Source organism: Kaistia terrae (genome assembly GCF_026344005.1).
Taxonomy (GTDB): Bacteria; Pseudomonadota; Alphaproteobacteria; order Rhizobiales; family Kaistiaceae; genus Kaistia; species Kaistia terrae.
Map to the genome: position 1 here is coordinate 195,683 of NZ_JAPKNH010000001.1, position 13,983 is coordinate 209,665.

General features: G+C 62.6%; 15 protein-coding genes. 6 read left to right on the forward strand and 9 right to left on the reverse strand.

What is annotated here, in order from left to right; translation table 11 throughout:
* Nucleotides 1–3 precede the first annotated feature (3 nt).
* Both OSH12_RS00975 and OSH12_RS00980 read left to right on the forward strand, forming a co-directional pair.
* Nucleotides 4–663, forward strand: coding sequence for an AAA family ATPase (locus OSH12_RS00975; RefSeq protein ID WP_266341630.1), 660 nt, complete (start codon nucleotides 4–6; stop codon nucleotides 661–663).
* Nucleotides 660–1,289: an HNH endonuclease family protein gene (locus OSH12_RS00980; protein ID WP_266341631.1), complete on the forward strand. Its 630-nt coding sequence runs from the start codon at nucleotides 660–662 to the stop codon at nucleotides 1,287–1,289. The genes OSH12_RS00975 and OSH12_RS00980 overlap by 4 nt, the downstream gene beginning before the upstream one ends.
* 451 nt (nucleotides 1,290–1,740) lie before the next feature.
* On the opposite strand, the gene OSH12_RS00985 is transcribed toward OSH12_RS00980, so the two are convergent.
* Nucleotides 1,741–2,463: a DJ-1/PfpI family protein gene (locus OSH12_RS00985; RefSeq protein ID WP_266341632.1), complete on the reverse strand. Its 723-nt coding sequence runs from the start codon at nucleotides 2,461–2,463 to the stop codon at nucleotides 1,741–1,743.
* A gap of 40 nt (nucleotides 2,464–2,503) precedes the next feature.
* Entirely contained in the window at nucleotides 2,504–3,202 is a 699-nt protein-coding gene (locus OSH12_RS00990; RefSeq protein ID WP_380223983.1) for a L,D-transpeptidase, read from the reverse strand.
* 308 nt (nucleotides 3,203–3,510) lie between these two features.
* Between OSH12_RS00990 and OSH12_RS00995 the strand changes: the two genes are divergently transcribed.
* On the forward strand, nucleotides 3,511–4,116 hold the full coding sequence (locus tag OSH12_RS00995) for a DUF2161 domain-containing phosphodiesterase (protein ID WP_323180575.1): 606 nt from the start codon (nucleotides 3,511–3,513) through the stop codon (nucleotides 4,114–4,116).
* An 80-nt stretch (nucleotides 4,117–4,196) separates the two neighbouring features.
* Here OSH12_RS00995 and OSH12_RS01000 read toward each other — a convergent pair whose 3' ends face one another.
* Nucleotides 4,197–4,637: a lipid-binding SYLF domain-containing protein gene (locus OSH12_RS01000; protein ID WP_266341634.1), complete on the reverse strand. Its 441-nt coding sequence runs from the start codon at nucleotides 4,635–4,637 to the stop codon at nucleotides 4,197–4,199.
* A gap of 199 nt (nucleotides 4,638–4,836) precedes the next feature.
* On the opposite strand from OSH12_RS01000, the gene OSH12_RS01005 reads away from it, so the two are divergent.
* Complete coding sequence (locus tag OSH12_RS01005; RefSeq protein ID WP_266341635.1) at nucleotides 4,837–5,193, forward strand: ArsR/SmtB family transcription factor; 357 nt, start codon at nucleotides 4,837–4,839, stop codon at nucleotides 5,191–5,193.
* Entirely contained in the window at nucleotides 5,168–5,656 is a 489-nt protein-coding gene (locus OSH12_RS01010; protein WP_266341636.1) for an SRPBCC family protein, read from the forward strand. The genes OSH12_RS01005 and OSH12_RS01010 overlap by 26 nt, the downstream gene beginning before the upstream one ends.
* A 57-nt stretch (nucleotides 5,657–5,713) precedes the next feature.
* Here the strand turns inward: OSH12_RS01010 and OSH12_RS01015 are convergent, their stop codons facing one another.
* Nucleotides 5,714–6,604, reverse strand: a complete 891-nt coding sequence (locus tag OSH12_RS01015) for a LysR family transcriptional regulator (protein ID WP_266341637.1) — start codon at nucleotides 6,602–6,604, stop codon at nucleotides 5,714–5,716.
* Nucleotides 6,605–6,705: 101 nt separating this feature from the next.
* Between OSH12_RS01015 and OSH12_RS01020 the strand changes: the two genes are divergently transcribed.
* Nucleotides 6,706–7,158: a PACE efflux transporter gene (locus OSH12_RS01020; RefSeq protein ID WP_266341638.1), complete on the forward strand. Its 453-nt coding sequence runs from the start codon at nucleotides 6,706–6,708 to the stop codon at nucleotides 7,156–7,158.
* A gap of 226 nt (nucleotides 7,159–7,384) precedes the next feature.
* On the opposite strand, the gene OSH12_RS01025 is transcribed toward OSH12_RS01020, so the two are convergent.
* From OSH12_RS01025 to OSH12_RS01045, 5 genes are all read right to left on the reverse strand, one after another.
* Nucleotides 7,385–8,521: a serine hydrolase domain-containing protein gene (locus tag OSH12_RS01025; RefSeq protein ID WP_266341639.1), complete on the reverse strand. Its 1,137-nt coding sequence runs from the start codon at nucleotides 8,519–8,521 to the stop codon at nucleotides 7,385–7,387.
* A gap of 197 nt (nucleotides 8,522–8,718) precedes the next feature.
* Nucleotides 8,719–9,510, reverse strand: coding sequence for an outer membrane protein (locus tag OSH12_RS01030; protein WP_266342419.1), 792 nt, complete (start codon nucleotides 9,508–9,510; stop codon nucleotides 8,719–8,721).
* A 109-nt stretch (nucleotides 9,511–9,619) separates the two neighbouring features.
* Nucleotides 9,620–10,354 carry an outer membrane protein gene (locus OSH12_RS01035; RefSeq protein WP_266341640.1) on the reverse strand — a complete coding sequence of 245 codons (735 nt, stop codon included), beginning with the start codon at nucleotides 10,352–10,354 and terminating at the stop codon, nucleotides 9,620–9,622.
* Nucleotides 10,355–10,538: 184 nt separating this feature from the next.
* Nucleotides 10,539–11,240, reverse strand: coding sequence for an outer membrane protein (locus tag OSH12_RS01040; RefSeq protein ID WP_266341641.1), 702 nt, complete (start codon nucleotides 11,238–11,240; stop codon nucleotides 10,539–10,541).
* Between the two features lie 301 nt (nucleotides 11,241–11,541).
* Complete coding sequence (locus OSH12_RS01045; RefSeq protein WP_266341642.1) at nucleotides 11,542–13,788, reverse strand: transglycosylase domain-containing protein; 2,247 nt, start codon at nucleotides 13,786–13,788, stop codon at nucleotides 11,542–11,544.
* Nucleotides 13,789–13,983: the final 195 nt, after the last annotated feature.

Here is a 13,983-nt window from a genome sequence, read left to right on the forward strand (position 1 = left end):
GCGTTGAGCCACACCGCTCTGCTTGAGTTGGCAGAACTACAGCCGGCGGTTGCGACAGCCATTAGAGGTCGGTTTTTTTCTTGGCCGACTGTAGCGATTGAAGGAGACGCCTGGCAGGGCTGGACGGAATTCGGACAGTTAAGCTCAGGGGAGCAGAATATTCTATCTACCGGGGCAAAACTCATCGCACACGCCGAGCCTGGCTGTTTGATCGCGGTCGACGAACCTGAAGTAAGTCTCAATACCGCGTGGCAACAACACTACACCGACCTCGTCTCTCGATCTCTGTCAGAGGCTCCGGGAAGCCACGTATTAATCGCCACCCATTCGCCGCATCTGATATCCAGCCTGCCATTCGGCGAGTCCAGTATTGTACAGATAGAGCGAAACAAAGAGCGGCTAAAAGCTTCAACCATCGATGCCGAATTTGAAGGTTGGGGGTCTGAATCAGTGCTGTATCAAGTTTTGGATATTCCATCTGCTTCAAGCTTTGGATTCCAAAGGGAGTTGGCATCTATACTTTTGCACATTCAAGAAAATGGAGCAGACCGAGACCGTCTCGATGAATTCTTGGAAAAGGCGAATCGTCTGAATTTCGAAGGCGCAGACGCACTGGCACAGGTTATCGCGTCAATAAGAGATTACCGAGACGATTTGGTATGAAAAAGTTGAGCGTTCCGCAAATCCAATGGAGTACTGTCCGTTTCTTGCGCTGTAAGCTCTTGGATATTCCGACTGCCCAGGTTTTATGGAAGCGTAGGGATGGAAGATACAAGATTTTTAAAGATAGCATAACGACAACAATGTTGGCCGCGCAATCAAAGCGGTGTGCATATTGCGGCACCCGTCTATTCGAGAAGAGGCCCCACAGAGATCATATCGCCCCCAAGAGCCCCCATTACCGCTGGACATTTTGGCCAGCCAACCTAGTCTTGGCCTGCTATTGTTGTAACGTTGATTGTAAGGGTGAGACCGATACAGTCGCGGCGGCAGCGTCTAGTTATCGGCGCACCACCTTTTCCATCGTACATCCGTTCTTTGACGATCCTGCTGACCACCTGAACTTTGGAGTGGCTGATAGGGCCATACTGATCAGTCCAAAGAACGGTTCGGCGAAAGGGGCCGAGACGATCAGGCTTTTCAATTTGATGGACCCTGAACGTGCCAAGGAACGAGCTAAAGATGTTCTCTTGGATGACGATATCCAGCATCTCCAAGGCGTCACTCGGGATTTGTTTATTGCCGCAACCGAAGAGTTGCGTAGCAATAGAATTGTCATGAAGACATGACGCGATAGAAATATTTCTCGCATTGTACGCAAGAACTCGGGCCAAATTTATATAGGGGTGTGGTGCTTGGAGCAGTATGAACTGCCAGCTTGGGGACGAATTATCGCAGGTTGGCGCCGGAGCGGAGGTCTGCTCGGGGCCGGTTAGAACTGTGATTGCCATAAATGGCCGTCCGCTTCGATTACTCGGAACCGTAAGCAGACTGTCTCCTATCTGCCCCAGCTTTGCCAACCGCAGCGTCCGCTTTCCCTCGAAACCGCTGGAAACCCGCTAGCCCGCTTCCCACCCCATCTCGGACATTGCCGGCAGGTGGGCGGTCGACATCTTCCTCGATCCTTTCGCGGTCACGCCGCGCCGAGCCGAGCTCTAGTGCCCCCGCGTCGTAAGGCCCGGCCGGCCGGGGCGCGCCCTCTTTGTGCGAACCGGCATCCGCTTCGTTGAAAAAGAATGCCTAGCCGGATGTCGGCGCGGACCGGTTGTCCAGCGCTTGCCTGAGGTTTGCGCGCGCCGTTTCGTTGCGGCTCATCATCAGCGCGATCGCGGCTTCCGAAGCCTTGTCCGGGTGGCCGGCATCGAAGGGCGGGGCGGGGTCGTATTCGATCGCCAGCTGGATCGCCTTGGCGACTTCCGCACCGGCAAGCTCCGCGACGATGGCGAAGGCGAAATCGATGCCCGAGGTAACGCCGCCCGAGGTGAAGACATTTCCGTCGCGCACGACGCGCGCTTTCTCATGCCGGGCGCCGACCCGCGGCAGCAGGTCGACATAGGCCCAGTGTGTCGTGGCGCGACGTCCCCGGAGCAGGCCGGCCGCGCCGAGCAGGAAGGCGCCGACGCAGACGGACGTCACATAGTCGGCGCGCTCGCCCTCGCGGCGGATGAAATCGATCGTCTCGTCATCGGCCAGCGCATCGACGACGCCCGCGCCGCCGGGCAGGCAGATAAGGTTCAGCGGCGGACAATCCTGGAAGGTGCAGCTCGGCAGGATGCCGAGCCCGCGATCGCTCATAACCGGCAGCCGCGTTTTCGCGATGACATGGGTTTTCGCGTCCGGGAACGGGCTGGGCGCGGAAAGCGACGGCGGCGTTCCCAGCCGGCTCAAAACCTCGAACGGCCCGGTGAAGTCGAGCTGGGTCATGCCGGGGAAGATCACGAAGCCGACGTTGAAGTCCGACATCCAAACCCCCTCCGGATGCGCCGCGATCCGGTCCCGCTGCCTAGGCCGGCAGGACGAGCACCTTCGTGTCGACGGGCGTGCGCGCATAGAGGTCGAGCATGTCCTGCGTCAGCAGGCCGGTGCAGCCGCTGGTCACGCCGGTTCCGATCGAGCGCGCCACGCGCGTGCTGTAGATCGTGTAAAGCGTGTATTTGCCGTCCTGGTAGAGGTAGAGCGTGCGGGCGCCGAGCGGATTGTCGGGGCCTCCGGGCATGCCGGCGGCATATTTGGCCGCCTCGGGCTGGCGCGCGATCATCTCCTTGGGCGGCGTCCAGGTCGGCCATTCGGCCTTGCGGCCGACATAGGCCTCGCCGCTCCACAGGAAGCCCTCGCGGCCGACATTGGCGCCGTAGCGCGTGGCGTTGTCGTTGCCCTCGATGCGGTAGACATAGTGCTTGGCGGGATCGATGATGATCGTGCCCGGCGCTTCCTTGCTGGGATAGCGCACGGTGCGGCGGTAATATTTCGGGTCGACCTTGCTGATATCCACCGCGGCAATCGGGAATTTGGCGTCGGCCACCGGTCCGTAGGCCCGGACGGCCTCCGAATAGCTCATGCCGCCCGAAGACGCGCAACCGGCGAGGCTCAGCGCGCCGAGGCCGGCAGCGGAGCCGATCAGAAACGAGCGGCGGTTGAGCGCTGCAGGCGCAGCCGCCTCCGGCATCGGGCCACCCTCGGCCACCATGTTGTCCATATCCATGATCTCGGCGTTTCCCGTATCTGCTGCCCGACCAGCGACTTGCCGAACTGAGATTGCCGTCAAAACGCTCGATTGGCAAACCCGGGCCTTCGCTGCGCTGAAGGTGATCGAGGATGACGGCATGATTGTGTCTGTCGGGTTGTTGTTCGCCAGGCTGCAACTGGGCCCTCTCACGATCAATCCAGAGGGCGGCAACGCGTCAATGCGCTGTGCAAGCCGCGAGACTCAGCTAAAGCAGGCGGGTGTGCATTGGGACCCAAGCGAAGTTGATGGCGGAGACGGATCTCTATCTTCCACTGAAGGCCTTCATGGAAGGCGCCGGCTATTCCGTCAAAGGCGAGGTCAATGGCTGCGACCTGGTCGGCGTGAAAGACGGCGACCCGCCCGTGCTCATCGTTTGCGAGATGAAGCTGAGCTTCAATCTTGAACTGGTCATGCAGGGCGTCAACCGGGCGGCAGCCTGCGACGAAGTCTGGCTTGCAGCGCGATCCTCCAAGACCGGGAAAGGTCGGGAGCACGATGCGCGGTTCCGCAATCTGTGCCGGCGGCTTGGTTTCGGGCTCATCGCCGTCTCGGCATCCGGCGCTGTGGACGTCATCCTCGAACCCTTCGTCGCGACGCCGCGCCGAGATCCCAAGCGACGCTCCCGGCTGCTCGCGGAGCACAAGCTCCGGGTCGGCGATCCCCAGATCGGCGGCGGGCGCGGCAAGCCGATCATGACTGCCTACCGGCAGGACTGCATTTTGTGCGCGACGTCGTTGCTGACCGGCCCCCAAAGCCCGAAGCAGTTGAAGACGCTGGTTGCGAGAGCTCCGACAATCCTGCGGAGCAATGTCTATGGCTGGTTTGTCCGGGAGAGCAGGGGAGTCTACGGGCTGACGGAGCTTGGCCGGGCCGCCGTCCAGCCGGCGTAGAGCGCAAGCGGCTTCACCGTGTGGATCGCCGTTGCCCGGTTTTGGCGCGGGCGATCCACGGGTTTCAGGGGCGAGGGCGCTTACTTGACGGTGATTGCCAGGCCGCTGAGATCGGCATTGACCTGAAGGCCGACCTGCTTGCCGGTCAGTTCGAGCCGCGCGCCCTTTTCGTTCGTCATGACGATGACCTGGGCGCCCTTGCCGACCGCGCCGCCGCCGCCAACCGCGGCATAGGCGCCGGTCACGTCGCTGGCGCGGCGGATATTGCGCACGGTGCCCTGGAAATAGGTCTTGGAGGCGCCGAAGGCGAGGCCGCCCGAAATGCCGGCGATCGAGACGGGATAGCGGCGTCCCTTGAAGGTCAGCGTCCCGTCGCCGCCGGAACCGCCGACGAAGAAGGCAGCCTTGAAGACGGAGAAGCGGATCGTCCCGCTGTCGGCATGCGCGGCGGTGGCCATGCTGACAGCCCCGGCGGCGATGACGGCAACCGCGACCGAACGAATTCTGGACGAAATCATCATGATGGGAGGTTCCTCAAGGTTACCGCTTCCCCAGCGGCAGGGTTTTTCAGCATCGTATCCAATTCAACAATTGAACAGTCTCGTCCGTCATTGGTTCCACGCAAGCGGCTGGAATCTGGCCCTAAAACGCCGGTCGCGCATAGTAAGGCAGTTGCCTTAGTTTTCTTGACCGACGCGCTTTTCCGGTTTACTAAGGCATATGCCTTACCATTTAGCCCCCCTCGACCTTGCCTTTCACGCGCTCAGCGACCCGACCCGCCGCGCGGTGGTGTCGCGGCTGGCGGAAGGGGAGGTGGCGGTGAGCGCCCTGGCCGAGCCTTTCGACATGGCGCTGCCCTCCTTCGCCCAGCATTTGAAGGTGCTGGAGGATTGCGGGCTGATCGTCAGCGAGAAGCGCGGGCGCAGTCGCTGGTGCCGGTTGGTGCCGGCGCGCTTCGACGAGGCGGCCGACTGGATGGAGGCGGAGCGCCGGCGCTGGACGGAGCGGATGGATCGCCTGGAAATCTACCTGGACAAGAAGGGAGAGGACGATGAAGGACATGGCCAACCCGTTTGAGACCTGGTCGCTCGATCGTGAGATCGTGGTGGTGAAGCTGCTCAACCACCCTCGCGAAAAAGTCTTTGCCGCCTGGATGGACCCGAAGGCCCTGGCCGAATGGTATGGCCCGGCCGGCCTCGCCATCGAGAGCCACGAGGCCGATATCCGCGAGGGCGGGGTTTGGCGGTTCGATATGGTGGGCGTGTTCGAGGGCCGGGAACAGCGCTTCCCGAACCTGATGCGCTTTCTGGAGATCGTGCCGAACGAGCGGATCGTGATGGACTATGGCACGCCCGACCCCGACGATCCCGACCGGTTTCGCGCCACGGTGACCTTCGACGAGCAGGCCGACGGCAAGACGGTGCTGACCCTGCGCCAGCTCCATCCCAGTCCCGAGCGCCGCAAGGTGGTCATCGGCTTCGGCGCCGTGGAATACGGATTGCAGACCCTGGACGGGCTCGCAGCCTGGCTGGACGGCTGATCCTTGCGCCGATCAGATCGCGCGGCCTGCGGGTGATGGCAGCCTCTCCTCGCAGCTTCACCCTGCCTTCAGCAGCGAGAGAAATTCCTGGGCCGCCTTGCCCAGCGGGGTCTGTTTCATCCAGCGGGCGTAGAGCGGCAGTTTCAGGCCGTTCGTCACATTGGTGAAGGGCAGGATCCGGATGCTGCCGTCTCGGCGCAGCGGCTCGGCGATGGCCAGCGGCAGGTTGGCCCAGCCGAGGCCCGCCTTCACCATGTTGACCGCCATGGCCTGATTGTCGGTGCGCCAGTAGGTCGGCGCAATCAGCTGGCGGAAATTGGAAAGCGGAAGCTCGCCGCTGGCGATGACAATCTGGCGATGCTGAAACAGATCATCGAGCCTCAGCGTCTCGGCCGTCAGTAATTCCGAATCGTGTTGTGCCGAGACGACCGCGACCAGCGTCTCCGTGCCGACAAACTGGAAATCTTCCTGAAGGCTGGTCTCCAACTCGCCATAGGCGACGCAGAGATTGATCTCCGAATTGCGCATTCGGCGAAGAATGTCGTCATGCGGCGCCGCCACCACCTCGATCGTCAGCAGCGGATAGTGGCCGGCGACGACCGAGATCGCCTTCATCAGCCTGGAACTGTCTATCTCCGCGCCGACACCGATTGACAGCCGCGTCTCCAGCCCATCGGACAAGCCGGCGGCGTGGGCGTCGAGTTGCTTCAGCTGTTCGGCGATCAGGCGGGCCTGCGGCAGCAGGGCCTGCGCTGCCTGCGTGGGAAATACCTGCCGGGCGCGACGGTCGAACAGCGCATAGCCAAGCTCGGCCTCCAGATTGCCGATGCCCATGCTGACGGCGGACGGAACCCGGTGCAAAGCGCGGGCGGCGGCCGAAAACGAGCCGTGATCGATCACCGCCAGGAAGAGTTCGATGCTGTCGCTGGAGAACATGATGTCCATCATCTATCAATCGAATTGATAGATAGCAACTTTTTCTATCTCGAAAAGCGTCTATAAGCCGCCAACTCCAGCCGGGTTCCGGCGTGTTGCAAGAGGATTTTTCGGTGCAGGGTGTTCTACGCAGAGTGGTCTATATCTCGACGTTCGAGGTTACCGGGATCATCATATCCGCGCTCATACTGGCGTATCTTTCCGGCACCGCGCCCTCGCATACCGGTCCGCTCGCCGTCATGACCTCGGCGCTCGCCGTCACGGTGAACCTTGCCTATACGAGCTTGTTCGAGCGCTGGGAGGCGAGCCGCCCGGTTCGGTCGCGCTCGCTAGGCCGCCGCGTCCTGCACGCACTCGGCTTCCAGATCACGCTGCTGGTGTTCCTCATTCCGCTGATGGCGTGGTGGATGGATATGTCGCTCGTCGAGGCGCTGATCCTCGATACAGCGCTGATCGTGTTTTTCCCGGTCTACATGTTCGTCTTCAACTGGGTGTTCGACACGATCTTCGGCCTGCCCGACGCCGTCACCAAGGGTTTTGATCAGGAAGCAGGCGAGGCGGCCTGAGCGTCGGGCCCGTCATTCGATACGCGAGCCCGATTTCCACACCCGACCCGCGCTGCTCCTTACCTCTCCCCGAGGGAGAGGTCGGAGCGAAGCTCCGGGCGAGCGTTTAGGAAACCATCCGGTGAGGCCGTAAACCCTCACCCGCCGGCCTTCGGCCGTCGACCTCTCCCTCAGGGAGAGGTGAAGGGATGGTGGCGCCCCCCCCCTTGGCGGACCCGAAAAAAAACTATCCGTAGACGGCAGCCTTGATGGCGTCGGGGTAGGGGCCGTTGACGCCGGCCAGCGCCGTGTTCGAGAACGACACCACCGACAGCTTGCGGACCGGATCGACGAACCAGGAATGGCCGTAGACGCCGCCCCATTGCCAGGTGCCGGGCGAGAACGGCGAGGCGCTGGCGGCCGGATCCCAGGTGATCGACCAGCCGAGGCTGAAGCCGCGTCCGGGAACCGTGGTGTCGAATTTGCCGATCGCATTGGTCGACAGCAGCGCCAGGCTTTCGGCGGAAAGAACCGGGCCGCCGCCCCGCCGCATCGCTTCCAGGAAGGCCAGGATGTCGCCGGCCGTGCCGAACATGCCCGCGCCGCCTGAAGGGAACGAATTCGGATCGAAATTGCGGTTCGGCGCGAAAGTGACGGTGCCCATCTTGCCGGTGACGGGCTGATGCTCCGCCATCACCACCGGGCGGGGATCGCCATCGGCATAGGCGGCGGCGAGGCGGCTCCGGTCGGTCGGCAGGAACGCGGTGTCGGTCATGCCGAGCGGTTTCGTCACGCGGTTGGCGACGATATCGGGCAGGCTTTCGCCGGTCGCCTTTTCGAGCACACCACCCAGCACGTCGATGCCGACCGAATAGTACCAGGCCGTGCCCGGCGCAAAGGCCAGCGGATGCGCGGCGATCTTGGCGAGGTTTTCTTCCATGCCGCGTCCCGGCTGGTCGAGCCCCTCCGAGATGCCGGCTGATTTGTCATAGCCGTAGATCAGCCCGCTCGTATGGGTAAGCAGGTGGCGCAGCGTGATGACGGGTTCGCTGCCATCGGCAAGCTTTGGCCGGAAATCCGGCAGGAAGCGCGTCACCGGATCGTCAAGGCCGATCACACCCGCTTCCGCCAGCGAAAGCGCGGCGGCGGCGACCAGCGGCTTGGTGACGGAAGCGAGGCGGAAGATGGTGTCCTCGGTGGTGCGGCGACCGCTCTCGCGATCGGCATGGCCGGCTGTGCGCCGATAGACCAGTTCGCCATCTTCCGCGACCAGCACGACGGCGCCGACGATCACTTCGTCCCGGATCGCCGCGTCGATGACTGCATCGAGCCGCGCGGCGCGCTTGTCCTGGGCAGCGGTTAGGGCGGTATCGACGGCGGCCATGGAAAACTCCGAGACGAGAAACGGGGCGACAGAATGATCAGGAAGACGGCGCGATGCAACCCAGCGTCAAAGACGGAACGGTTGCATCCGGACTGAGCGCGCAGGGGCGCGGCGGACAGCCCGTTCGGGGGCTGGACGAGAAAGTCCCCGCGCTGGTCTGCACGGGGACTTCGGGAGCATAGCGCGCGAGGCGTCGATCAGAACTTGTAGTTCAGGCCGAACTTGACCGTCTGCAGCGAGGAGAGGTCGGCGTTCAGCCGGCTCCCTGGTCCAAACACCTCGACGTTGTATTCTTTCGAGCCGAGATCGGCATAGAGATACTCGACCTTGGCGGTGACGTTGTCGGTGACGGCATATTCGACGCCGGCGCCGACCGTCCAGCCGGTGTGCATCTGGCTGTCGCCAACGCCAAAGTTCGGAAGGCCCGGATAGCCACTGACGTCCAGGCCGGATTTGGCATTGGCCCAGGCGAAGCCGCCCGTGACATAGGGCAGGAAGCGGTCGATGGCATAGCCGGCGCGGGCGCGAACCGTGCCGAGCGCGGTGATCTTCGTATAGGCGGTAAACAGGCCGCCATCGGGACCCGGGGCCGCGAAGTCATCCTTGAAGTCGGCAAAAGCGGCGTCCGCTTCGAGGCCGAGAACGATCTGGTTCGAGAGCTGGTAATTGTAGCCGATCTGGCCACCGCCGAAGAAGCCATCCGGCTTGTTGCCCGCGCCTGCGGCATCGGTCAAATCATTGTCGAGGTCGGCCCAGCCATAGCCGGCATGGACGCCGGCGTAGAAGCCGGTCCAGCTGAAGACCGGAGCGGCGATGACGACGTCCTCGGTGACCACTGTCAGGTCCGCCGCATGGGCAGTCGATCCGAGCCCGAATGCGGCGACGAAAGCCAGGCCGAGTGCGTGCTTGATCATGATGTTTCCCCCAAGAGTTGAGAGAACGTAGCTGGAATGACGTGCGCCGTCCGTGCCCGACGAGCAACACCCTATATTATTGGTCCGAAATCAAAATGACCGCCAATACGACGGTTGCCACAGTGTTTCGCCATAAAAATGGCGGCGCTGCCGTGGCAACGCCGCCGTCTCGAAGGAGCTCTGATCAGAACTTGTAGTTCAGGCCAAACTTGACCGTCTGGAGCGAGGAGAGGTCGGCGTTGTACTGGCCGCTTCCGCCCAAAACATTCGCGGTGAAATCATTCGAGCCGAGGTCGGCATAGAGATATTCGACTTTGGCGGTGATGTTGTTGGTGACGGCATATTCGAGGCCGGCGCCGATCGTCCAGCCGGTGAAGACCTGGCTGTCGCTGGAGCTGACGTTTGAAGCGTTCGGGATGTTGCTGGCGATGTAGACCTCAGACTCTGCGTTGGCCCAGGCAAAACCACCCGTCACATAGGGGAGAAAGCGATCGACGGCATAGCCGGCGCGCGCGCGAACCGTGCCAAGCGCCGTGATTTTGCTGCGGGTGCCAACTTCGAAGTACTGGTCTCTGTCGCCTATGCGCAGGGCGCCGTTGTCCTTCAGGTCGGCGAAAGCGGCGTCTGCCTCGATACCGAGCACGATGTTGTTGGAGAACTGGTAGTTGTAGCCGAGCTGGCCGCCGCCGAAGAAGCCATCCGGCTTGTTGCCATTGCCCTCGCCGTACGTATCGGTCATTTCGCTATCGAGTGTGGCCTTGCCGTAGCCCGCGTGGACACCGGCGTAGAAGCCGGTCCAGTTGAAGGACGGGGCCGCGATGACGACGTCCTCGGGGACGACTGTCAGGTCCGCCGCATGGGCCGTCGAACCGAGGCTGAAGGCGGTCGCGAAAGCGAGGCCGAATGCTTGCTTGATCATAATGTTCCCCAAGAGTTGGAGGAACGTCTAGCCGGAATGAAGCGCACCGTCCGTGGCCGACAAGCAACATATTAAATTATTGAACTGAAATTGAAATTTCTGACAATGCGAAGGGAGACAAAGTGTTTCGCCATAGAAACGGCGGCGCTGCCATGGCAACGCCGCCGTCTCGAAGGAGCTCTGATCAGAACTTGTAGTTCAGGCCGAACTTGACCGTCTGCAGGGTGAGGTCGGCGGAGACCGGCGTTCCGAGGTCGAAATCCGTCGAGCCGAGATCGGCATAGAGATATTCGACCTTCGCCGTGATGTTGTTGGTGACGGCGTATTCGAGGCCGGCGCCGACGGTCCAGCCGGTGGAGGTCTGCTTGTCGGACGCGCTGTTGTCGATCGCGACTACCCCGTCCGCCGTCACGACCCGACGAAAGTCGAATTCGGTCTTCGCCCAGGCAAGGCCGCCTGTGACATAGGGCAGGAAGCGGTCGAAGGCATAGCCGGCGCGGGCGCGCACCGTGCCGAAGGCGTCGATCTTGGTGTTGTAGTCGAGGGCAAAGGATGTGTCCGCCGGGTCGCCGAGCAGGACGGAGATATCGTCCTTCTGGTCGCCGAAGGAAGCGTCCGCCTCGATGCCCAGGACGATGTTGTTCGAGAATTGATAATTGTAGCCGGCCTGGGCGCCACCGAAGAAGCCGTCCGGCTTCTGGCCGCCATAGGCGTCGGTCGGCTCAGACTTGAAGTCGCCCCAAGCATAGCCGCCATGGACGCCGATATAGACGCCGGTCCAGGTGAATATCGGCTCCGGCGCGGGCAAGGGCGCTGGCGCCAGGTCTGCGGCGTGGGCCGTGCCGGCCAGCCCGAGCGCGATGGCGAGCGCGATTGCGGTCTTCATCCAATAGCCTCCGTGATCCATTCTCGTCTAAAGGAACGATAGTGGATCTAGCCATGACGAAAGGGTGAACGTCGAGCGATAAACGAACCCTTCCCCGTTATAGTTGTGGTCCTGTTGCAATATTACATAGTTAGTTAAACTATACGTAAGTATATATTTGGAATATAGTTTTGATCTGATTTTTTAATGGCGACAAATTGTTCTGAAAATCGGTCGAAGTTCAGAGGGCGTCCGCCGTCCGGCTATGACCATGCCGGTGGCTTTGCGCGGTCGGGCCGGAAAATGGCCACCCCGACTGATGTCAGGGCTGCGCCGTCTCCGCGCCGAGCTGGGCGGCGCGGATGTTCGGCTCGGACTCGAAGTAAACCGCCTGCAGCGGCTTCAGCGGCGGCGCTGTCTGGAACAGCTTTTCGAGCGCAAGCAGTCGCTCGGTCGTTCGGGCCGAAAGCGAAAGCGGGCGCTGGTTCGCGTCGGTGCTGGCGATGGCGGGCGCCGGGCGCGGGCCGTCGGATGCCGGTTCGTCGATAAAGGGGATCGGCTTCAGCTCGATGCCGTTATGGGCATAGGTCATGACGCGCTTCCACGTCTGCGCCGGCAGCGAGCCGCCGGTCATCTTGTTCGACGAGGTGAAGTCGTCATTGCCGAACCAGACGCCGCCGACATAATTGCCGGTGAAGCCCATGAACCAGGCGTCGCGATAGGCGTTGGTCGTGCCGGTCTTGCCGGCCGTCTTGATGCCTTCCAGCTTGGCGCCGCGGCCGGTGCCGCGTTCGGGAACCTGGCCCAGCATCTCGTTCATCATGCCGACGACCTTTTCGTCGAGCACGCGCTCGGGCGGGGCGACGTCGCGCTTGCGGTCGAAGACCACCTTGCCCTGGCTGTTGACGATCTGGGTGAAGGGATAGGGCGTCGCCTTGAGGCCGCCATTGGCGAACACGGCATAGGCGCCCGTCATGTCGACGACGCGCACATCGGTTGCGCCCAGCGGCAGCGACTTCGAATTGATGATGTTGGTGGTGATGCCCATCTTGTGGGCCAATTCGATGATCGCCGGCCGGCCGACAGCGCCGGCAAGACGCACGGCGACGGTATTGAGCGAATGCACCAGCGCGGTGGTGAGCGGGATCGAACCCATGAAGCGGCCGCCATAGTTCTTCGGCGACCAGTTGCCGATCGAGATCGGCGCGTCGACGACGATGCTCTTCGGCGTGTAGCCGTGCTGGATCGCCGCCGTATAGACGAAGGGCTTGAACGAGGAGCCCGGCTGGCGCAGCGCATCGGTGGCGCGGTTGAACTGGCTGTCGCCATAGTCGCGGCCGCCGACCATCGCGCGGACGGCGCCATCCGGCTCCGCCACCACCATGGCCGCTTGGCTGACGCGGTAACGCTCGCCGGAATCGCGCAAGGCCCCCTCGATGGCTTCATCAGCGGCGGTCTGCAGGTTCATATCGACGGTCGAGCGGACGATCAGGCTGCGATCGCCATTCGGCACCTGTTTCTTGGTCTCCTCGAACGCCCAGTCGAGGAAATAGTCGGGCGAGGCGTCGGCGGCGCGGCGGACCACGTCGGCGGGCTTGCGGCGAGCCCCCATCACCTGGCCCTCGGTCATGAAGCCAGCCTGCACCATGTTGGTGAGCACGTCATTGGCGCGGGCGCGCGCCGCCGGCAAATTGACATGCGGCGCCCAGCGCGAGGGCGCCTTGTAGAGGCCGGCGAGCATGGCGGACTCGGCCAGGTTGATATCGCCGACCTTCTTGCCGAAATAGAATTCCGCCGCCGCGGCTGCTCCCGAATTGCCGCCGCCCATATAGGCGCGGTCGAGGTAGAGCTGCAGGATATCGTGCTTGGAAAGGTTGCTCTCCAGATAGAGCGCGAGGAAGGCTTCCTTGATCTTGCGGTCGAGCGAGCGCTCGTTGGTCAGGAACAGGTTCTTCGCTAGTTGCTGGGTGATCGACGATCCGCCCTGGCGCACGGCGTCGTTGCGCAGATTCTCGACCAGCGCGCGCGCGGTGCCGATGATGTCGATGCCGAAATGGGTGTAGAAGCGCCGGTCCTCGGTCGCCAGCGTCGCCTTGATCAGGCTGTCCGGCATGTCTTCCAGCGGCACGGCGTCGGAATGGCGCGCGCCGCGCTTGCCGATCTCGGCGCCGTAGCGGTCGAGGAAGGTGACGGAATAATCCGATTGCGCCAGCCAGTCCTGCTTGGTCGCGTCGAAGGCGGGCAGGGCCAGCGTCAGCATCACGATAGCGCCGCCGGTCGCCATGGTCAGGCCGTCGCCCAAGAGCTCGAACGGCGCGCGGCGCCAGCCGGTCATGCGGAAGCGCCGGGTGAAGCGCGACAGCGCCTCGGCTCCGTCCTTCAGCCCGGTCCAGATCCGATAGAGCGTGGAATCGATATAGGCATCGATCTCGATCAGCCGCAGCGGCCGCTTCGGCTCAGCGGGTGTATCGGAGGGAGCGTTCGGGGCGCCGGAGGCAGAGTTCGGACGACCCGCGCCTGGCAGGCGGGAGTGGATCCAATCTGAAATGCGATCCCAAAGCTTGCGCAAGGCCTGTTCCAATAACCCTCGAATGGTTCTAAAAGGCGGTCGAACATTGCATTCCCAGCGCTTGGCCGCGCCATTCGGAATGCCCGGTGATCGGACCGCCTCAAGCCCAGGCTGGTTTTCGCCGATTGACAGAGGATACGCAATCTCCATGCCCGTGCAAGGAAAGGACGCACCCGATGCTGCGACCTCCGCGCC

Bases quoted from the DNA above. Each gene is read 5' to 3' on its own strand.
- OSH12_RS01015 (WP_266341637.1), bottom strand. From the start codon at position 6,604: ATGATGGACATCATGTTCTCCAGCGACAGCATCGAACTCTTCCTGGCG.
- OSH12_RS00985 (WP_266341632.1), bottom strand. From the start codon at position 2,463: ATGTCGGACTTCAACGTCGGCTTCGTGATCTTCCCCGGCATGACCCAG.
- OSH12_RS01035 (WP_266341640.1), bottom strand. From the start codon at position 10,354: ATGATCAAGCAAGCATTCGGCCTCGCTTTCGCGACCGCCTTCAGCCTC.
- OSH12_RS01005 (WP_266341635.1), top strand. From the start codon at position 4,837: ATGCCTTACCATTTAGCCCCCCTCGACCTTGCCTTTCACGCGCTCAGC.
- OSH12_RS01000 (WP_266341634.1), bottom strand. From the start codon at position 4,637: ATGATGATTTCGTCCAGAATTCGTTCGGTCGCGGTTGCCGTCATCGCC.
- OSH12_RS00995 (WP_323180575.1), top strand. From the start codon at position 3,511: ATGGAAGGCGCCGGCTATTCCGTCAAAGGCGAGGTCAATGGCTGCGAC.
- OSH12_RS00980 (WP_266341631.1), top strand. From the start codon at position 660: ATGAAAAAGTTGAGCGTTCCGCAAATCCAATGGAGTACTGTCCGTTTC.
- OSH12_RS01010 (WP_266341636.1), top strand. From the start codon at position 5,168: ATGAAGGACATGGCCAACCCGTTTGAGACCTGGTCGCTCGATCGTGAG.
- OSH12_RS00990 (WP_380223983.1), bottom strand. From the start codon at position 3,202: ATGGATATGGACAACATGGTGGCCGAGGGTGGCCCGATGCCGGAGGCG.
- OSH12_RS01040 (WP_266341641.1), bottom strand. From the start codon at position 11,240: ATGAAGACCGCAATCGCGCTCGCCATCGCGCTCGGGCTGGCCGGCACG.
- OSH12_RS01025 (WP_266341639.1), bottom strand. From the start codon at position 8,521: ATGGCCGCCGTCGATACCGCCCTAACCGCTGCCCAGGACAAGCGCGCC.